Annotated in this window: 20 protein-coding genes and 1 pseudogene; 10 read left to right on the top strand and 11 right to left on the bottom strand. The window is 45.2% G+C overall.

The features are described from left to right. The first annotated feature begins 32 nt into the window (after positions 1-32). Positions 33-1,565 (top strand): 2,3-bisphosphoglycerate-independent phosphoglycerate mutase, encoded by a 1,533-nt coding sequence (gene gpmM, locus VME0621_RS23095; protein WP_038223807.1) that lies wholly within the window; start codon positions 33-35, stop codon positions 1,563-1,565. Between the two features lie 156 nt (positions 1,566-1,721). Continuing rightward, positions 1,722-2,852 (top strand): murein hydrolase activator EnvC family protein, encoded by a 1,131-nt coding sequence (locus VME0621_RS23090; RefSeq protein ID WP_062461767.1) that lies wholly within the window; start codon positions 1,722-1,724, stop codon positions 2,850-2,852. Positions 2,853-2,873: 21 nt separating this feature from the next. On the opposite strand, the gene VME0621_RS23085 is transcribed toward VME0621_RS23090, so the two are convergent. The 3 genes from VME0621_RS23085 to zapB form a co-directional block, all read right to left on the bottom strand. After that, positions 2,874-3,869, bottom strand: a complete 996-nt coding sequence (locus VME0621_RS23085; protein ID WP_082795552.1) for an acetyltransferase — start codon at positions 3,867-3,869, stop codon at positions 2,874-2,876. A 96-nt stretch (positions 3,870-3,965) separates the two neighbouring features. After that, complete coding sequence (locus VME0621_RS23080; RefSeq protein WP_006075488.1) at positions 3,966-4,619, bottom strand: TetR/AcrR family transcriptional regulator; 654 nt, start codon at positions 4,617-4,619, stop codon at positions 3,966-3,968. A gap of 146 nt (positions 4,620-4,765) precedes the next feature. Further along, positions 4,766-5,008 (bottom strand): cell division protein ZapB, encoded by a 243-nt coding sequence (gene zapB / locus VME0621_RS23075; RefSeq protein ID WP_006075487.1) that lies wholly within the window; start codon positions 5,006-5,008, stop codon positions 4,766-4,768. Between the two features lie 341 nt (positions 5,009-5,349). Between zapB and glpX the strand changes: the two genes are divergently transcribed. From glpX to VME0621_RS23060, 3 genes are all read left to right on the top strand, one after another. Continuing rightward, positions 5,350-6,357, top strand: a complete 1,008-nt coding sequence (gene glpX / locus VME0621_RS23070; protein ID WP_062461764.1) for a class II fructose-bisphosphatase — start codon at positions 5,350-5,352, stop codon at positions 6,355-6,357. Between the two features lie 149 nt (positions 6,358-6,506). Further along, entirely contained in the window at positions 6,507-7,127 is a 621-nt protein-coding gene (locus VME0621_RS23065) for a helix-turn-helix transcriptional regulator (protein ID WP_062461761.1), read from the top strand. A gap of 132 nt (positions 7,128-7,259) precedes the next feature. Then, the gene (locus VME0621_RS23060) at positions 7,260-7,589 is read left to right on the top strand and encodes a DUF3135 domain-containing protein (RefSeq protein ID WP_062461758.1); all 330 of its coding nucleotides are present in this window, start codon (positions 7,260-7,262) and stop codon (positions 7,587-7,589) included. Between the two features lie 49 nt (positions 7,590-7,638). Here VME0621_RS23060 and VME0621_RS23055 read toward each other — a convergent pair whose 3' ends face one another. Further along, entirely contained in the window at positions 7,639-8,064 is a 426-nt protein-coding gene (locus VME0621_RS23055) for a DUF805 domain-containing protein (RefSeq protein ID WP_062461756.1), read from the bottom strand. Positions 8,065-8,078: 14 nt separating this feature from the next. Continuing rightward, positions 8,079-8,426 (bottom strand): 5-carboxymethyl-2-hydroxymuconate Delta-isomerase, encoded by a 348-nt coding sequence (locus VME0621_RS23050; RefSeq protein ID WP_038223817.1) that lies wholly within the window; start codon positions 8,424-8,426, stop codon positions 8,079-8,081. 253 nt (positions 8,427-8,679) lie between these two features. Here VME0621_RS23050 and tpiA point away from each other — a divergent pair, with 253 nt between their 5' ends. Further along, complete coding sequence (tpiA, locus tag VME0621_RS23045; RefSeq protein ID WP_062461754.1) at positions 8,680-9,453, top strand: triose-phosphate isomerase; 774 nt, start codon at positions 8,680-8,682, stop codon at positions 9,451-9,453. Positions 9,454-9,575: 122 nt separating this feature from the next. Here tpiA and pfkA read toward each other — a convergent pair whose 3' ends face one another. The 3 genes from pfkA to VME0621_RS23030 all read right to left on the bottom strand — a co-directional run bounded on the left by pfkA (position 9,576) and on the right by VME0621_RS23030 (position 12,466). Next, positions 9,576-10,538: a 6-phosphofructokinase gene (gene pfkA / locus VME0621_RS23040; protein ID WP_062461752.1), complete on the bottom strand. Its 963-nt coding sequence runs from the start codon at positions 10,536-10,538 to the stop codon at positions 9,576-9,578. Between the two features lie 275 nt (positions 10,539-10,813). Continuing rightward, the gene (gene fieF / locus VME0621_RS23035; RefSeq protein ID WP_062461749.1) at positions 10,814-11,725 is read right to left on the bottom strand and encodes a CDF family cation-efflux transporter FieF; all 912 of its coding nucleotides are present in this window, start codon (positions 11,723-11,725) and stop codon (positions 10,814-10,816) included. Positions 11,726-11,944: 219 nt separating this feature from the next. After that, positions 11,945-12,466, bottom strand: a complete 522-nt coding sequence (locus VME0621_RS23030) for a CpxP family protein (RefSeq protein WP_062461746.1) — start codon at positions 12,464-12,466, stop codon at positions 11,945-11,947. A gap of 171 nt (positions 12,467-12,637) precedes the next feature. On the opposite strand from VME0621_RS23030, the gene VME0621_RS23025 reads away from it, so the two are divergent. The 4 genes from VME0621_RS23025 to trmL all read left to right on the top strand — a co-directional run bounded on the left by VME0621_RS23025 (position 12,638) and on the right by trmL (position 16,880). Next, positions 12,638-13,321, top strand: coding sequence for a response regulator (locus tag VME0621_RS23025; protein WP_062461742.1), 684 nt, complete (start codon positions 12,638-12,640; stop codon positions 13,319-13,321). Between the two features lie 2 nt (positions 13,322-13,323). Continuing rightward, entirely contained in the window at positions 13,324-14,709 is a 1,386-nt protein-coding gene (gene cpxA, locus VME0621_RS23020; protein WP_062461739.1) for an envelope stress sensor histidine kinase CpxA, read from the top strand. A gap of 98 nt (positions 14,710-14,807) precedes the next feature. Then, a complete protein-coding gene (locus VME0621_RS23015; RefSeq protein WP_062461736.1) occupies positions 14,808-15,932 on the top strand; it encodes a M14 family metallopeptidase in 1,125 nt (374 codons plus the stop codon). A 471-nt stretch (positions 15,933-16,403) separates the two neighbouring features. Further along, complete coding sequence (trmL, locus tag VME0621_RS23010; protein ID WP_062461733.1) at positions 16,404-16,880, top strand: tRNA (uridine(34)/cytosine(34)/5-carboxymethylaminomethyluridine(34)-2'-O)-methyltransferase TrmL; 477 nt, start codon at positions 16,404-16,406, stop codon at positions 16,878-16,880. A gap of 100 nt (positions 16,881-16,980) precedes the next feature. Here trmL and rpmG read toward each other — a convergent pair whose 3' ends face one another. The 3 genes and pseudogenes from rpmG to VME0621_RS26370 all read right to left on the bottom strand — a co-directional run. After that, a complete protein-coding gene (rpmG, locus tag VME0621_RS23005; RefSeq protein WP_002535344.1) occupies positions 16,981-17,148 on the bottom strand; it encodes a 50S ribosomal protein L33 in 168 nt (55 codons plus the stop codon). A gap of 13 nt (positions 17,149-17,161) precedes the next feature. Then, positions 17,162-17,398: a 50S ribosomal protein L28 gene (gene rpmB / locus VME0621_RS23000; RefSeq protein ID WP_004728407.1), complete on the bottom strand. Its 237-nt coding sequence runs from the start codon at positions 17,396-17,398 to the stop codon at positions 17,162-17,164. 299 nt (positions 17,399-17,697) lie between these two features. Then, positions 17,698-17,856: pseudogene (locus VME0621_RS26370) on the bottom strand (JAB domain-containing protein); the annotation flags it as partial.

Below are 17,856 nucleotides of genomic sequence, written 5' to 3'. Positions count from 1 at the left end.
AAAGTTACTATCGATTTGACGAGGTTATAACTATGTCAGCTAAGAAGCCAATGGCTCTAGTGATTCTTGACGGTTGGGGTTACCGTGAAGACAACGCAAGCAACGCAATCAACAACGCAAAAACTCCAGTTATGGACGGCTTGTGGGCAAACAATCCACGTACACTAATTTCGGCTTCTGGCATGGACGTAGGTCTACCGGATGGTCAAATGGGTAACTCAGAAGTGGGTCACACCAATATTGGTGCTGGTCGCGTGGTATACCAAGACCTTACTCGCATCACAAAATCTATTACTGACGGTGAATTCGGTCAAAACGAAATCCTTGTTGCGGCAATGGATAAAGCTATCGCAGCAGGTAAAGCGGTTCACCTAATGGGTCTTATGTCTCCAGGTGGCGTTCACTCTCACGAAGATCACATCTACGCTGCAGTGAAAATGGCAGCAGAGCGTGGCGCAGAGAAAATCTACCTACACTGCTTCCTAGACGGTCGTGACACTCCACCACGTAGCGCGGAAGGTTCACTGCAACGCTTTGACGCTCTATTTGCAGAGCTAGGCAAAGGCCGTGTAGCGTCTCTTGTTGGTCGTTACTATGCAATGGATCGTGATAACAACTGGGATCGCGTAGAAAAAGCGTACGACCTACTGACTCAAGCAGAAGGCGCCTTCACATTTGATTCTGCAGTTGCAGGTCTAGAAGCGGCTTACTCTCGTGATGAAAACGATGAATTCGTTGCACCAACAGAAATTCGTGCAGAAGGCCAAGAGTCAGCTGCTATCGTTGATGGCGATGCCGTTATCTTCATGAACTACCGTGCTGACCGTGCTCGTGAAATTACTCGTGCATTCGTACCTGCATTTGATGGTTTCGAGCGTAAAGTCTTCCCAGCGGTTGACTTCGTTATGCTGACTCAATACGCAGCTGATATCCCACTTGCATGTGCATTCCCACCAGCCTCTCTTGAAAACACTTACGGTGAGTGGCTATCTAAAGCAGGCAAAACTCAGCTACGTATTTCTGAGACAGAAAAGTACGCACACGTAACCTTCTTCTTCAACGGTGGTGTTGAGAACGAATTTGACGGCGAAGAGCGTCAACTTGTTGCTTCTCCAAAAGTGGCTACTTATGACCTACAACCAGAGATGAGCTCTGAAGAGCTGACTGAAAAAATGGTTGCGGCTATCAAGTCAGGTAAATACGACACTATTATCTGTAACTATCCAAACGCAGATATGGTTGGCCATACAGGCGTATACGAAGCTGCTGAGCAAGCGATTGAAGCTCTAGACGCAAGTGTAGGTAAAGTGGTTGAAGCGATTAAAGAAGTTGGCGGTCAAATGCTGATCACTGCTGACCACGGTAACGCTGAAATGATGGTGGACCCTGAGACAGGTGGTACTCACACTGCTCACACTAACCTACCAGTACCGCTGATCTACGTTGGTGATAAAGCGGTTGAGTTCAAAGAAGGTGGTAAGCTGTCTGATCTAGCTCCAACTATGCTTTCTATGACTGGCATGGAAATTCCAGCAGAAATGTCTGGCGACGTACTGGTTAAGTAATCAGCTTCGCAAAGTAATGACATAAGCTTGATAAAACGCCGGTGCATACGCATCGGCGTTTTTGTATGCTTGCACCTCTAGCCCTAAGTGTGGATATAATGGTGGTTGCGCATCTGGGCACGAACAGACTTGGTCGGTATTTTTAACGGAAGTAGAATGAAACCCAATAATAAAACGCCTTTCATCCCCTCTATATCGGCATGGATTCTTAGCATCGGGCTTGTTACATACCCGACTCTCACTTTAGCCAATCAAAATGAACTGACTGGCGTAAAGAGCGAAATTACACGCCAACAGAAAGAACTGTCTGCGCAGCAAAAAGAGCTCGATAAATTACAAAAGTCTTTGCGTCAACAAGAAGTCGGCATTTCTAACATTGAGAAAGAGATAAAATCGACCACCGCTCAACTTGCTCAAGCTAATCGCAACCTCGATAGTTTTCATCAACAAGTCGAAGAGCTCACCGAGCAGAAAAAACAGCAGCAAAAGATCCTCGCCGAGTTGGTGCAAACCTATTACGTGACAAAGCAGAACAACTCAGCCTCGAGTGTGTTTAGTACCAATCCAGATGAAGACCGTATTAGCCAGTACTACCAATATCTTGCCAAAGCACGTGCTGAGACTTTGGAGAAATTAGCACAAACTGAACTGGATCTGGCAGAGAGTGAACGTGCCCTTGAGCTTGAACGTAATCAAATTGCACAATTACTCGAGCAACAAAAAGACAAGCGAAACTCTCTTGCGAAAAACCAAGCCAGTCGCAAAAGTACGGTATCTAAAATCAGAAAGAGCATCTCAAGCGATAAGACCTACCTAGCTGAACTGCAACGTAATGAAACACGCTTGAAGGCGGAAATCGCCAAAGCTGCTAAGCGCAATCAAGTACCTATGGATGGTCTGGCTCGACAGAAAGGTAAGCTGCCTTGGCCGGTGAAAGGAAAAGTTCTACATAGCTTTGGGACCAAGCAAACTGGACAAGTGAACTGGAAAGGCATGGTTATTCAAGCTAATTACGGAGAATCTATAAAGTCTGTTTATTCTGGTACTGTCGTCTTCGCCGACTACCTACGCGGCTACGGACTGGTGGTACTATTGGACCATGGTAAAGGTGACATGACGCTTTATGGTTATAACCAGACATTGCTGAAAAAAGAAGGGGATAAAGTCTCCGCAGGAGAGACCATCGCACTTGCTGGTGACACGGGCGGTCAATCAAGCTCATCGCTGTATTTCGAAATCCGCCGCAACAGTAAAGTACAAAACCCAAAAAGCTGGCTAAAACGATAACGTAAAGCCAAGTGTGGGTACTTAGCGATAACACTCTTGAGCGACTTGAATCAGTCGCTCTACCTCATGCTCTGGCAACTCATTGATGCCCCCTGCCGCCTCTCGCCCACCACCTGTGGCAAACTGACTACAAATCTCAGCAGCGCCTTGCTTATTGTTCAGCGGAGCCCTAACTGAAACGGTATAACTAGCGCTTTTGCTCGAGCCGCTTCTCGGCACTAACGAAATATGAGCTTGGTCAGGCGCTTCATTCGCCAAGCGATTTATCCAAGTCCCCGACATTCTCCTCGCCGCTGGCGTTGCTGGCAGCTTTACCACTTTCAAGATGTCCGACTCAAAGACAGTTTCCGTTGCCTCTAACGCTATTTCATCACTCTCAAACGCCGATTTAAGAGTGTAATACGGAGAAGAGGCGTCTTTCTGGCAATCAAACGGGTCAGGGTACGCCAATAACGCCTGATAAAGGATGACTGGGTCAAAATGTAGATCAGCTAAGCTCTCTCCATAACCGTTGTAATTCACCAAGGTTCCTAATTGCTTGAGAAAGTGTCGTTGCTCGTGCGTGAGTTTAAGCTCATTCGCTAAATGCTCAGCACTACTCAACATATTATCTCCGTAGGCCGCAGCAATCGCCCAAGTTCGATACTGGCCTTGTAATAGCTTATCTACAATCAGTGCGGTGCACGTATTGGCATCAAGGTCGATGTGCGCATCCAAAATGTCGCTGTGGGGAATAGTTGATGCTTTGTGGTGATCGATATAAGTAATAGGAACATCATGATCCAAAAGCTCATCTAAGGCGTTTTGGTTTTTATCCATGGAGATGTCGAGCACTGTAACAGAGCCTGCTTCTGCGACGGGGACTCGTTGTAACAGCGCAATATCACGCTTAATCCCTGAGATCAGCTGTGTTTCTTTCGGCTGAGCTAATCGCAATTGCAGCAATGACAAAATACCATCGGCATCGCCATTAAATACATCATAGTGTGCTTTTGCTTTCATTTCGTTATCAGCCATCCCGTCGTCGCTCTCCATTAATCTGGTGCCTAAAACAACAAACCCTACTAAGATAGCAGGGTTTGTAACAAGATGAATTGGCTATATATCATGCCGTTAGAGCGAGCGACTGTCTGTCGACCCCATCATTTTTACACCATCTTCTAGTAGAGACAGCTGTTCACGACCTTTTGCCGTTGATAGTGGCTTCACGACATTAATCATGTGTAGCATACCCTGCTGAATTACCTCTTCAGTAATTTGAGTCTTCGGTGACATCGCCGATTGGTAGCTCAACCAACCAACCGCCATCATATGCAGAGTGGTCACCAATGACTTAAGTTCTTTCTCGTTAATCGTCAATAAATCGAGTTCAACAAAGGCTCTTAGGATATTAACTAAGTTACCCTGCAATCGCTCCTGAACCTCAATATACTCTTCGTGCAGCTTAGGATCACGTTGCAGAATCTCTGGCAGGTTGGCGTAGAAGAAACGATATTTCCACATTAGATTAAAGATAGAATCAAGATAGTGCTTGAGGAGCGCCAAACTTTCTTGCTGACCTTGGATAGGAGTAAAACGTTCAATGAGCTCTTGCGAATACAGCGCAAAGATCTCTCTCACTATCTCTTGTTTATTGCGAAAGTGGTAATAGAGGTTACCTGGGCTAATCTCGATATGAGCAGCAATATGGTTGGTCGTCACGTTGCGCTCGCCATCTAAATTAAATAAGTCGAGGGCGGCATACACTATTTTGTCACGTGTTTTCATTCTAACTTTTCCTTTCCCTAGTTGGGGTTAGTATACGTGCTCAAGTTGTGTACGAAAAGTCATGAGACGGTGAGTCGCACTGGTTAGACCAAATGATATAAAAAAAGCACTCAAATGAGTGCTTTCGAATACGTTTGACGAATGAATTACTCTACTTCGTCCATTTTACCAAGCAGGTTACGAATACGCTCTTGCCATTGGCCGTGCTCACGTTGCATTTGCTCAGTCTTTTGAACCAATTCTTCACGGCTATTACGTAGCTCTTCTGCTTGATTTGCTAGTTGCACTTTTTCTTCTTTCAGTTCTTCAACTTCCATTTGAAGAAGCGCGATTGTGTCAACTGCAGTTTGAATTTTTGCTTCTAGTTGTTCCAGTACTTCAAAAGACATCTCGGCCTACCCTTAATTTAATTCTGTGACATGAAAAGACTTCATACTCTATATTGTCCCATTCTACTCAGCATAGAGAAGATAGACACGCCCTATATTGCAGATTTTTCACCATTCGGTCAAAAAAGCATCGCAAAATGACATAAGCTTTACCTAAAACTTGTCAAACCTTCCCTGCTATCACTTTACTCTGACCTTTCTCCCTGCACTTTCTCAATGAGTAATCATAACTTAGCGACAAGATAGCGACCAAAACCACAAAAAAGCAAACGTTTCCTTTTGGATATGCTAGAATTCGCGCCATAAATCCTTTTGTCATTTTTCATTTAATTGGAGTCAGTATGAAGCGCGATTTAGCAATGGCTTTTTCACGAGTTACCGAAGGTGCCGCCCTAGCAGGTTATAAATGGCTTGGACGTGGCGATAAGAATGCTGCGGATGGTGCCGCAGTAGAAGTCATGCGCAGCCTACTGAACAAAACCGATATCGAAGGTGAAATCGTTATTGGTGAAGGTGAGATTGATGATGCACCTATGCTGTATATCGGTGAGCAAGTTGGTATTGGTGGTGACGCTGTTGATATCGCGGTTGACCCTATTGAAGGTACTCGCATGACAGCGATGGGCCAGTCGAACGCACTTGCTGTTCTAGCCGCTGGTGAAAAAGGCAGCTTCTTGAAAGCACCTGATATGTACATGGAAAAGTTGGTAGTGGGCCCGGGCGCTAAAGGGGTTATCGACCTAGACAAACCACTTTCTGAAAACTTAACCAACATTGCAGCGGCCTTAGGCAAATCTCTTGATACGCTTGTGGTTACGACACTGGCAAAACCACGTCATGATGAGATTATCGCTGAAATGCAAGCCATGGGCGTGCGTGTTTTTGCTGTGCCAGATGGTGATGTAGCCGCGTCTATCCTAACTTGCATGCCAGATAGTGAAGTGGATGTCATGTATTGCATTGGTGGCGCACCAGAAGGCGTGGTTTCTGCCGCTGTTATTCGTGCGCTAGATGGTGACATGCATGGTCGCTTACTTCCACGTCATGAAGTGAAAGGCGATAACGAAGAAAACCGTAAAGCGGGTGAACTTGAACTGGAGCGCTGCGCACAAATGGGTGTCAAAGCGAACATTGTGCTTCGCATGGAAGACATGGCGCGTAGTGACAATGTGGTGTTCTCGGCGACGGGCATTACTAAAGGTGACCTGCTTGAAGGCATCACACGTCAGGGCAATATCGCGACTAGTGAAACACTGCTTATTCGTGGCCGCTGCCGCACGATTCGCCGTATTAAATCAACGCACTATTTAGAGCGTAAAGACCCAGAGATTCGCGATATCATCTTATAATCGCCATTATTGAGATAAAGCGCTGGCTGTAGCCAGCGTTTTTTTCATCTATTATGAAGATAGTAAATAATTTGCTTTATTAACCTTATTCGCCATAATACCCCAACTATCGTTATCCATAGGCTGATTTAAGAGAAACGGACGCACTAATGAAAGCCACTGACCAAATTATTGACATCATAAAACGAGAAGGCGCAGTCACCGCTAAACAAATTGCTTCACGTTTAAACATCACCACGATGGGTGCTAGGCAACATTTGCAGGGCCTTGAAGAGGAGGGATTTCTACGTTTTGAAGATGTTAAAGTTAAAGTAGGTCGACCGAATCGACATTGGTCACTCACTGCCAAAGGGCATGCCCAGTTTTCCGATCGCCACAGTGATTTAACGGTTCAGTTTATTGATGCAATTGAACAAGTGTTTGGTGCTGAAGGACTCAATAAAGTATCCAAAGAGCGCGAAACGAACACCCTCGCGACTTATCGTCCTCATTTTGACAGCCTTCCCGACCTACAAAGTAAAGTAGAGAAACTCACTGAACTGCGTGATAAGGATGGGTATATGGCTGAATTTCAACAGATTGAAGATGGCTTTGTCTTAATTGAAAATCACTGCCCAATCTGTAAAGCCGCACAACGCTGTGAAACTCTGTGTCAGTCTGAGCTGAATGTCTTTCAAGCCCTCGTTGGTAACGATATTTTGGTTCAACGAGACGAACATATTGTTCAAGGTGCTCGTCGCTGCGTATATACCTTTAGCGACAGAAGCTAACTTCAATAAACAGCTCATAGTAACGCTGCTGGCTCGTCTCACTCCTGAGACTATTTACAGTTTTATTTTGTCTTTTCTCATTAACTCCTACGCTGATTATATGCATGGAGATTCTTTTGGTGAGGAACGCACATGGTAACGCCTATTACTCTGCCGTCATTCGATGAACTAGCCGCAATGGCCAAGGACAACCCCGAGAAGTTGAGTCGACTGCGCCACGACTTGTCCCAGCAGTTTATCTCTACCTGTTCTGATGAGATGCAGCCGCGACTGCATGCTCAACAATCTCACATTGAACGGGTTTTACAGCGCGCCAAAAATCCCATTCACGCCAATGTGTTATTACGTCAAGAATTGCATCGTCAAATCGTTAAATTCTCGCAAGCCTTAAATGGAGAAGCGTCAGAGAGCAACAAAAGCGCCGATATTTTGCCTTTCTCTAAACCTGAAGAATGGCGCTAAACCAACAAAAAAGGGAAGCCATGCTTCCCTTTTTGATTGTTCGTCAATTTTATTGAGGCTCACGTCCATACTGGTTTTCGCCTTCTGTGCCTTTCATAAAGCCACATTCAACTAATATCCACAAACCACAAGCCAGCGCAGCAAAGGAGATAACACTTTGTACCATGGACGGCTGAGCTGCGGTTGCTGGATCCAATGTCGGCAGGCTCATTCGACCAAAGACCAATGGGATATTCAGCAATAGCCACCAACTCGATTTATTACGATCATGCCAACGCTTTGCCGTAATCGCTAAATCTGGAATCAAGATAATGAGCAAGAAGATTGGCAACAAAATATGTACCAATGCTGGGAACAGTACGTTCATACCTTGAGCAAAAATCATAATGGCAAGGTAATAACAGACATTCCACATCCAGAATGTTTTGCGTCCCACACGACCTTGAAACGAAAACAGTAACGATTTAAACGACATCACATAATCTCTTTTTAATTGGTAATTTTTTGAAAGCAGCTTTTATCCATATCACGGACATTGACCGTCAAGCTTTTGATATGTCCCGCCTGCTCTCGAAGTACTTCCATTAACTTTCTCGAAAGCTCTCTTTTCTGCTCCTCAGTGCGACCTGACAAAAGTTCAAAGCTAATATGAACAAAATCTTCACTGTCTCCATACTCACCAATCAACCAATTGTGGCTACGTAAAGAGCGTGATTTCACAGAATCTTTCTCGAATAATCCACAGTTTAGCGTGACTCTGTGTAAGTCTTCCAGCAACCCCTGAACATTCAGTCTTTCGTCCGCTGTATTTGAGTACTCCAGTACAAGGTTTGGCATGGTACATCCCTATTTTTAACCATCAAGCGACAAGGTATAACAAGCTATAAGGAAAATTCCGAGAAGTATTCTATTATTCTGTTTACTGGATCACTGAGGTGAGCTTCTGGACTTGTTTACTAGGATAAAACGTCAAAGCGATAAAGAAATGACCCCAATCATGATCTACATGAATTAATCTGTTATATTCTTTCGTAATCACGTTTATTTTTTACATTCGTTTTTTACAAACACTGATTTTGGAGAAAATCTCATGCGTCAACCTGTAGTTATGGGTAACTGGAAACTCAACGGTAGCAAAGCAATGGTAACTGAGCTGCTAACTGGCCTAAACGCTGAACTTGAAGGCGTAACTGGTGTAGACGTGGCGGTAGCTCCACCTGCACTATACATCGACCTAGCAGAGCGCGTAATCGCTGAAGGCGGCAACAAGATCATTCTTGGTGCACAAAACACAGACCTAAACAACAGCGGTGCATTCACTGGCGACATGTCTCCAGAAATGCTTAAAGACTTTGGTGCTTCTCACATCATCATTGGTCACTCAGAGCGTCGTGAATACCACAACGAATCTGACGAGTTCATCGCTAAGAAATTTGCTTTCCTAAAAGAAAACGGCCTGAAGCCAGTTTTCTGTATCGGTGAATCTGAAGCTCAAAACGAAGCGGGCGAAACTGAAGCAGTTTGCGCACGTCAAATCAACGCAGTAATCGACGCATACGGTGTTGAAGCGCTAAACGACGCTATCATCGCATACGAGCCAATCTGGGCTATCGGCACTGGTAAAGCAGCAACAGCTGAAGATGCGCAGCGCATCCACGCTTCTATCCGCGCTCTAATCGCAGACAAAGACGCTGCAGTTGCTGAGCAAGTAATCATTCAATACGGTGGTTCTGTTAAGCCAGAGAACGCTGAAGCATACTTCTCACAACCAGACATCGACGGTGCTCTAGTTGGTGGTGCATCTCTAGATGCTAAGAGCTTCGCAGCAATCGCTAAAGCAGCGGCAGCAGCAAAAGCTAAGTAATCGCTTATTGCATTACTGAAAAGCAGGCTCATTCGAGCCTGTTTTTTTATGCCTTCATTTTATTGAGGCAAATAAAAACCGCGACTTAAGCCGCGGTTTGTTATCTTTAGAATCGCTGTCAGTTAGAACAACTCTTCTGCAACCTTGAATAGGTCGTCGCGAACTGGACGCTTCATGTTCTCGATCGCATCAATGATGTCATGGTGTACCAATTGCTCTTTCTGGATACCCACACAACGACCACCATGACCTTCCATTAGAAGGTGTACTGCATAGTTACCCATGCGAGACGCTAGTACGCGGTCAAACGCAGTTGGACGACCACCACGTTGGATGTGACCTAGAACCGTTGCACGAGTTTCACGACCAGTTGCAGTCTCAATCTCTTTAGCCAGCTCGTTAGCATCCATCATAAGCTCAGTCAGCGCGATGATAGCGTGCTTCTTACCTTTCGCAATACCGTCTTGGATATTGTTGATAAGCTGATCTTTGTTCAAGCCAGTTTCTGGTGTGATGATGTACTCACAACCACCAGCAATCGCAGACATAAGCGTTAAGTCACCGCAGTGGCGACCCATGATTTCAACGATTGAGATGCGTTGGTGAGATGAAGACGTGTCACGTAGACGGTCAATCGCATCGATAACAGTGTTCAGTGCTGTTAGGTAACCAATTGTGTAGTCAGTACCTGCGATATCGTTATCGATAGTGCCTGGTAGACCAATACATGGGTAACCCATTTCAGTCAACTTCTTCGCACCCATGTACGAACCGTCACCACCGATAACTACTAGAGCATCGATACCGTGCTTCTTAAGGTTTTCAATCGCTTTTTCGCGGACTTCCACTTCTTTAAACTCTGGGAAGCGTGCAGAACCTAAGAAAGTACCACCACGGTTGATAACGTCAGAAACGCTTGAACGATCCAGTTTCTGGATGCGGTCTTCATACAGACCTAGGTAACCGTCGTATACGCCGTATACTTCTAAATCCGCTGACAAAGCCGTACGAACTACGCCACGTACCGCAGCATTCATACCTGGTGCATCACCACCACTTGTCAAAACACCGATTTTCTTAATCATGCTCACCCTCGATTTGGCAATCTAATTTCAATTTTGAGTGTACCGCCTAGTAGCGACACACGGAATTTGTTGTTATTGCTACGATTTTTCGATGTGTTCCCCAAAACATCACCGACGTAACTTTATTACTTATGTAAGAGTATTACAGTTTATAAGAACTATTGTGTTGATTCACATCAGAATCGCACTTTTTTATCATGAGCCTTGATAATAGACAATCGATTTTGAAGTTGCCATTCTCAATGCTTTCACAGTCACTTTTGTTTACGTATTGGTTACCAGTCCTGCTCTTTTTGCTGTTTTTCTTCCGATAACACAACAGAGTATGGATCTTGATGGATAATGACATCCGCTTCAGGAAACTCCAGCATTAATCGCTCTTCTGCACAATCGGCAATTTTATGAGCATCAATCAGGCGCAAGTTATCATCTAACTCTAAATGCAGTTGAATAAAACGCACTGGTCCAGACATTCGTGTTCGTAGTTGGTGGACGCCGATGACACCTTCAACCTCGTTACACACTTCTCGAATTCTGACGAGTTCCTCTTCGGGAAGCTGCCTATCAAGCAATGACTGTATTGCTTCATAAGCCATCTTAACGGCGCTTACCAGTATGAAGATACCAATGCCGATGGCAAATACTGAGTCTGCTTGACCTATGCCATACCAACTCAAGGCGAGCGCGATCATAATAGCGGCGTTCATATACAAGTCAGTTTGATAGTGTAACGAGTCCGCCGCTATCGCCTGACTGCCTGTTTCGCGCACCACGTATTTCTGAAATGCAACTAGACCAGAGGTGACCACTAGCGCAAAAAAGCTGACATAAATACCTAGCTCAGGCGAGTTCAATTCATGAGGTCTAAAGAAACGATCAACGCCGTTTAAGATAAGAAAGCAAGCGGAACCAGAAATGAACATGGCTTGTGCTAGAGCAGCTAACGACTCCGCCTTACCGTGTCCAAATGTATGTTCTTTGTCAGCAGGTTGCAGTGAGTAGCGCACCACCAGTAAATTAACCACTGATGCTGCAATATCTAGCAGTGAGTCGATCACTGACGCTAGCAGACTAACAGAACCTGTTATCCACCATGTAACCACTTTGGTAATAAGAAGGATAGTCGCGATCGTGGTAGCAGCCCATGCTGCGGTAGTCACCAACTTAGCGTAGTTGCCCTTTGTCATGCTTGCACTCGTTCCCTGTCTTGTTGCTAACACGGTATAAGTATACTGATAAATGATGACAAAAATAGAAAAAGCGTGCTGGATGTCACACAAAATAGTGACAAATACTCGGACGAGGCTCTGAGGACAAAATTCTTTGGTGCGTCGTATAAACGAAAGCCCCTCTGACTAAAAAGCTCATAGGGGCTATATTATTATCGAACCAAGAACTCGTTATGGTTACTGAGCAGCACGCTTCTCCGCACGAGACTCCATTTTAGAGAAACACTTTTCCATTCGCTCTTGCTGAAGCTCTTTGAACTTCACTTTTTGTTCTGGCGTTAGAATATTAAGCATTTCGTGTTGCTTCTCAAGCATTTGAACACGACGCTCTGTTTGTTGCTGTACCATTTCTGAAGCCAGAGCGTTCGCTGCATCCGCATCAAAGTTGTCAGCAAGTACGAGATCTTGCATCTTTTGTTGGCGAGCTTGCATTTCTGCTTTCTTAGCAGCAAAGTCACCCGAGAATTTCGCTTTCATGGCTTCTTTGTTTGCCTGACGAAGTTCTTTCATTTGCTCTTTCTGAGCATCCGTCAAGTCAAGTTCACGGAACATACGCTTACCATCGAAGCCACCGCACATCCCTTCGCCGCCTTTACCATGATGACCACCTTTGCCACCACCGTATGCCAATGCGCTTGCTGAACCTAATGCTAGTGGAAGAACCGTTGCAGCGATAACCAGTTTTTTTGAAAGTTTCATAATCTTTACCCTTATGTGATTCATACCATGGCTGCCTCTGCAGCGCTTGAGTATAGAATAGGGTCTGGTGAGTAAAGTAACGTACAGTGAGCGTAAAGAATCGTAAAGATCGCTTTTTCTGATATTTAACGCTTTATTATTACAAGGCACAGGACAAGATAGAGGTAGTTTATGGCACACATACTTATCATTGATGACGATACCGAGCTAACCAGCTTACTTAAAGACATCTTGAGCTTTGAAGGATTTGAGATCTCTGAGGCTAATGACGGAATCGCCGGATTAGAAGCAATGCATCAGGATATCGATCTGGTATTGATGGATGTCATGATGCCACGGCTCAATGGTATGGATACCCTAAAGAAACTACGCGAAAAGTGGGAAACCCCTGTTTTGATGCTGACGGCTAAAGGTGAGGAAATAGATCGTGTTATCGGTCTAGAGCTTGGCGCCGATGACTACTTACCGAAACCGTTTAGTGATCGAGAATTGCTCGCTCGCATTAAAGCGATTCTTCGTCGCACTCAATCTAAGCCAGAATCAACCGCTACTGATTGCCTGTCGTTCGACGACATTCAAGTTTTCCCAGGCAAACAAGAAGCTCACTGCCAAGGGCAGTTACTAGACTTAACTACTACAGAATTTGCACTGTTACACTATTTCGTACAAAAACCAGGGGAGACTTTAACTAAAGAGTCTCTCAGTCTTGATGTGCTAGGGAAAAGGTTGTCTGCTTTCGATCGCGCCGTCGATATGCATGTCTCGAATTTACGTAAAAAACTCCCAGAAAAAGCCGATGGCAAACCACGTATCAAGACACTGCGTGGACGCGGATATTTGTTGGTTAAGGAATAATGATGAAACTGCCCAAGATAACCAGCCTTTATGGCCGTATCTTTGCCATATTCTGGTTTACCATGTTATTGGTCCTCATTGCGGTGCTTGCTTTACCGCACCTTGATCCGCGCGTCACTAAAGAGATTTCCGGAGAGCCACTACAACAGTTATTGTCCTTAAGAGATAAAGTAGAAAAACGTTTTGAAGGACAAACCAACCTTGGGCGTATTATCTATCAGCTTGATAAACCTGAACCTAAACATATGGGTAACCGTAAGCCACGTAGCCCAAGTATGTTTATCGTTGATAAAGAAGGTAACATTCTCAGCACACAGAAACACCCGGATTTTAAGACCAAAATCCTCAAGAATTTTATCACCTCTGTTGACTCATTCGATACACCAATGCAGAAACTGTATGGCCGCTACATGCTCGCAGGTCCCGTTCCGATTAAACTAGCCAAACAAAATTTTTATCTGTATATCGGCTTACGTTGGACAGAGCCGCCACCGTTCTTGCTGCGAATGTTTGATAAGCCATTCCAACTGCTATTTGCCGTGATGGCGGTCAGTACCCCACTACTCTTATGGCTCGCATGGGCATTAAGCCAACCCGCGAGAAGATTAGAGCGTGCAGCGAAGCGAGTGGCAAATGGTGAGTTCAAGCAGGATCCTGAGTTGGAAAAAGGCACATCCGAGTTCAAGCAAGCAGGCAGCAGCTTTAACCAAATGGTAATGGCCGTGAATCAAATGATCTCTGGACAGCAGCGTTTATTGTCCGATATTTCTCATGAACTACGCTCGCCACTTACTCGCTTGAGAATGGCAACGGCACTCGCAACTCGTAAGCAAGGTGAAAGCCAAGAACTGTTGCGTATTGATACTGAAGCACAACGGTTAGAACAGATGATTGGCGAGCTTTTAGAGCTGTCACGCATGAACACTGACAGCCATGTAACACGCGAGTCACAACCAGCTAGTAGCTTATGGGAAGAGATCTTCAGCGATGCAGAGTTTGAAGCAGAGCAAGTAGGCAAGACCTTACGCTTTACCACTATCCCAGACGTCACAGTCACTGGTAACCCAAAACTGCTCATGAGTGCTATTGAGAACATCGTAAGAAATGCCATTCGCTACGGCACAACCACTATTGATATTACCCTGTCTACTCATAAAGAGACATTGCTGATTACTGTGGAGGATGACGGTCCAGGCGTACCAGATGACGAGCTACAAGATATTTTCCGTCCTTTCTACCGCGTATCAACAGCTCGCGATAGAGATTCCGGAGGCACGGGTTTGGGACTTGCTATAACACAGAGCGCAATCTTGCAGCATAGTGGTCAGATAACAGCATCGCGAAGCCATTTAGGAGGTTTAAAGATGCATGTTGAGCTCCCGCTATAAAGTCGGCACGAAACTGACATTGTATTTATACTCAAATAGGCGCGGTATGTGGTAGCCTCGACGTCTTGCTCAAACACAGAATAAAGAGAACTCAGCCGATGAAAATCTTCAGCAACTTTGAAAGTGGCAATATCCAAGTAGTCAAAGCCGATGACAAAGATGATATCCAAGTTAAAATCGTCAACGACAATCAGTCAGAATTTTATCAGTGGTTTCACTTTCGCTTGGAGTCAACACCTGAGCTAGCACACACTATTAAGATCATAGACTTAGCTAAGTCAGCCTATCCAGAGGGCTGGAAGGGATACGATATTGTCGCGTCCTACGATCGTGAGGAGTGGTTTCGTATTCCTTGTGACTTTGACGGCGACACCTTGAGCTGTAGCTTCCTTCCAGAGAGAAGCTCAATGTACTTCGCTTACTTTGCTCCCTACAGCTACGATCGTCATCTCGACTTATTGCACATGGCTCAAAACGAGCACCACTGCACCCTTGAAACTCTAGGCCATACTCTTGATGGTAACGATATGTCGTTGCTAACGTTTGGTGAGCCAGAAGAAGGTAAGAAGAACATTTGGATCATTGCACGCCAGCATCCAGGTGAGTCTATGGCGGAATGGTTTATTGAAGGCCTAATTCAGCGTCTTGTTGATGACAGCGACACCGCCGCTCAAGCCTTACTTGAGCAAGCCGTTGTGTATGTGGTACCAAATATGAACCCTGATGGCAGCATTCGCGGCCACCTTAGAACCAATGCAGTGGGCGTGAACCTTAACCGTGAATGGCAAACGCCTTCTATGGAACAGAGCCCTGAAGTCTATCTAGTACGTGAACGTATGCTGCAAGCCGGTGTGGATATGTTCCTTGATATTCACGGTGACGAAGCAATTCCATACAACTTTGCTGCTGGCTCTGAAGGGATCCCATCTTATGATGAGCGCTTAGCATCACTTGAATCGGCGTTCAAACAGGCACTACTGACTATCACACCTGAGTTCCAAGACGACTATGGCTATGATAAGGATGAACCGGGCAAGGCTAACCTAACGGTTGGCTCTAATTGGGTTGCAGAGCAATTTAAGTGCTTGTCTTACACTATTGAAATGCCATTTAAGGATAACAACAACTATCCCGATCCTTTCTACGGTTGGTCACCAGAGCGCAGTATTAAGTTTGGTCATGACATGGTAGCGGCAACGCTAGCTGTGACGGATAAGCTTTAATCTCGCAGTTAGAGTATCTCGTCACTTCTGCCTGCGCAGAGGCGACGATAATTGGGGTTACGACATACTCTATAGCATAGTCATTCCTGTATAGACAGGAATCTACTTGAGGCTTGATGCGCGCTATGGGTAGCTCCCCGCCTTCGCGGGGATGACGACAATTTTAACTACGACGTACTCTACAACGTCGTCATTCCTGTGTAGACAGGAATCTACTTGAGGCTTGATGCGCGCTATGGGTAGCTCCCCGCCTTCGCGGGGATGACGACAATTTTAGCTACGACGTACTCTACAACGTCGTCATTCCTGTGTAGACAGGAATCTACATGAGGCTTGGTGTGCACTTTGGGTAGCTCCCCGCCTACAGGGGGATGACGATAGTTTTCAGGATAACGATAAGCTTGAAGGATGCCGTTCTTTTTACTCTTCAGGTATACTCATCTCATTGTTTAGTATGAGTCGACAGCCAATATGTTTGATATCGCCCTTTACGAGCCAGAAATTGCTCCTAATACCGGAAACATCATCCGACTTTGTGCCAACTGTGGCGCAAACCTACACCTAATTGAGCCACTTGGTTTTGATTTAGAAGAGAAGAAAGTGCGTCGCGCCGGTCTCGACTATCATGATCTAGCTCGCGTCAAACGTCATAAAGACTACGCCGCCTTTATCGCTTACCTTGAAGAGAACAATCCGAGCTACCGCTTGTTTGCTTGCACCACAAAAACCACCGGCCATCACACGGATGCGAAGTACCAGCAAGGTGATGTATTGCTATTTGGACCAGAGACCCGCGGCCTGCCCGCAGAAGTGATTGAAAGTCTACCGATGGAGCAACGCATTCGCATTCCGATGATGCCAGATGCACGCAGTTTAAACCTATCCAATGCGGTGGCGATTATTTCCTATGAAGCGTGGCGACAGTTTGGTTTTGAAGGGGCGGTTTAAGCCCTTTTTAGCGAGAGCGTTAACCGAGCCTGAAATTCAGGCAATAAAAAACCCAGCACTAGGCTGGGTTTTCAATACATAACAAGAAGAAACTTATCAATTACTTGATTTTAGCTTCTTTGTACATAACGTGTTGGCGAACAACTGGATCAAACTTTTTGATCTCAAATTTGCCTGGCATGTTACGCTTGTTCTTGTCAGTTGTGTAGAAGTGACCAGTACCAGCAGATGATACTAGACGAATTTTCTCACGAATGCCTTTAGCCATTGCTTAATTCCTCTTATACGTTCTCGCCACGAGCACGGATATCAACAAGAACAGCATCGATGCCTTTCTTATCAATAATACGCATACCCTTAGCGGTCAGACGTAGTTTAACAAAGCGTTTTTCGCTTTCTACCCAGAAACGATGAGTTTGTAGGTTCGGCAGAAAACGACGCTTGGTAGCATTTCGTGCGTGTGAACGGTTGTTACCCGTTACAGGACGCTTACCAGTTACTTGGCATACTCGGGACATGAATGTCTTCTCCAAATCGTTTCAGCTCGATATCAACCTTGGTGGCCGAACCTCAATTATAAGAGGCCATAACCATTATGGAGTACCCATACAAGGCTATCAAAGGTCGCGCATTATACTAACTTGACATGCATTGCTCAAGACCCGAACAGATCCTTTTTTAAGGATTTGCTGATCTTTTTCACTTTGAGCTGATGTTGGTTGATAATTTAGTGCGCGAATCATAGCAGAAAATCACCAAAACAAAAGCTCTGTATCACAGTTATTACAATAAAATGTACTTTCTTCTATTTAGGCCGTTAAATCCAGCCTCTTTCTGCAAAAGAGACGACTTCCCCATCTCCAACGACAAAATGGTCCAAAACTCGAATATCGACTAAACCGAGTGCATCAGATAACCGTCTAGTGATACGCCTATCGGCTTGGCTGGGCTCTGCCACTCCCGAAGGATGATTATT

The sequence above is a fragment of the Vibrio mediterranei genome, from assembly GCF_900088415.1.
In the GTDB taxonomy this organism is placed as follows: Bacteria; Pseudomonadota; Gammaproteobacteria; order Enterobacterales; family Vibrionaceae; genus Vibrio; species Vibrio mediterranei.
This window is presented reverse-complemented; position numbering and strand designations above follow the sequence as displayed.

What these genes read in the sequence shown, in the direction of transcription:
- gpmM (WP_038223807.1), top strand. Translation starts at nt 33, where the DNA reads ATGTCAGCTAAGAAGCCAATGGCTCTAGTGATTCTTGACGGTTGGGGT.
- VME0621_RS23090 (WP_062461767.1), top strand. Translation starts at nt 1,722, where the DNA reads ATGAAACCCAATAATAAAACGCCTTTCATCCCCTCTATATCGGCATGG.
- VME0621_RS23085 (WP_082795552.1), bottom strand. Translation starts at nt 3,869, where the DNA reads ATGGCTGATAACGAAATGAAAGCAAAAGCACACTATGATGTATTTAAT.
- VME0621_RS23080 (WP_006075488.1), bottom strand. Translation starts at nt 4,619, where the DNA reads ATGAAAACACGTGACAAAATAGTGTATGCCGCCCTCGACTTATTTAAT.
- zapB (WP_006075487.1), bottom strand. Translation starts at nt 5,008, where the DNA reads ATGTCTTTTGAAGTACTGGAACAACTAGAAGCAAAAATTCAAACTGCA.
- glpX (WP_062461764.1), top strand. Translation starts at nt 5,350, where the DNA reads ATGAAGCGCGATTTAGCAATGGCTTTTTCACGAGTTACCGAAGGTGCC.
- VME0621_RS23065 (WP_062461761.1), top strand. Translation starts at nt 6,507, where the DNA reads ATGAAAGCCACTGACCAAATTATTGACATCATAAAACGAGAAGGCGCA.
- VME0621_RS23060 (WP_062461758.1), top strand. Translation starts at nt 7,260, where the DNA reads ATGGTAACGCCTATTACTCTGCCGTCATTCGATGAACTAGCCGCAATG.
- VME0621_RS23055 (WP_062461756.1), bottom strand. Translation starts at nt 8,064, where the DNA reads ATGTCGTTTAAATCGTTACTGTTTTCGTTTCAAGGTCGTGTGGGACGC.
- VME0621_RS23050 (WP_038223817.1), bottom strand. Translation starts at nt 8,426, where the DNA reads ATGCCAAACCTTGTACTGGAGTACTCAAATACAGCGGACGAAAGACTG.
- tpiA (WP_062461754.1), top strand. Translation starts at nt 8,680, where the DNA reads ATGCGTCAACCTGTAGTTATGGGTAACTGGAAACTCAACGGTAGCAAA.
- pfkA (WP_062461752.1), bottom strand. Translation starts at nt 10,538, where the DNA reads ATGATTAAGAAAATCGGTGTTTTGACAAGTGGTGGTGATGCACCAGGT.
- fieF (WP_062461749.1), bottom strand. Translation starts at nt 11,725, where the DNA reads ATGACAAAGGGCAACTACGCTAAGTTGGTGACTACCGCAGCATGGGCT.
- VME0621_RS23030 (WP_062461746.1), bottom strand. Translation starts at nt 12,466, where the DNA reads ATGAAACTTTCAAAAAAACTGGTTATCGCTGCAACGGTTCTTCCACTA.
- VME0621_RS23025 (WP_062461742.1), top strand. Translation starts at nt 12,638, where the DNA reads ATGGCACACATACTTATCATTGATGACGATACCGAGCTAACCAGCTTA.
- cpxA (WP_062461739.1), top strand. Translation starts at nt 13,324, where the DNA reads ATGAAACTGCCCAAGATAACCAGCCTTTATGGCCGTATCTTTGCCATA.
- VME0621_RS23015 (WP_062461736.1), top strand. Translation starts at nt 14,808, where the DNA reads ATGAAAATCTTCAGCAACTTTGAAAGTGGCAATATCCAAGTAGTCAAA.
- trmL (WP_062461733.1), top strand. Translation starts at nt 16,404, where the DNA reads ATGTTTGATATCGCCCTTTACGAGCCAGAAATTGCTCCTAATACCGGA.
- rpmG (WP_002535344.1), bottom strand. Translation starts at nt 17,148, where the DNA reads ATGGCTAAAGGCATTCGTGAGAAAATTCGTCTAGTATCATCTGCTGGT.
- rpmB (WP_004728407.1), bottom strand. Translation starts at nt 17,398, where the DNA reads ATGTCCCGAGTATGCCAAGTAACTGGTAAGCGTCCTGTAACGGGTAAC.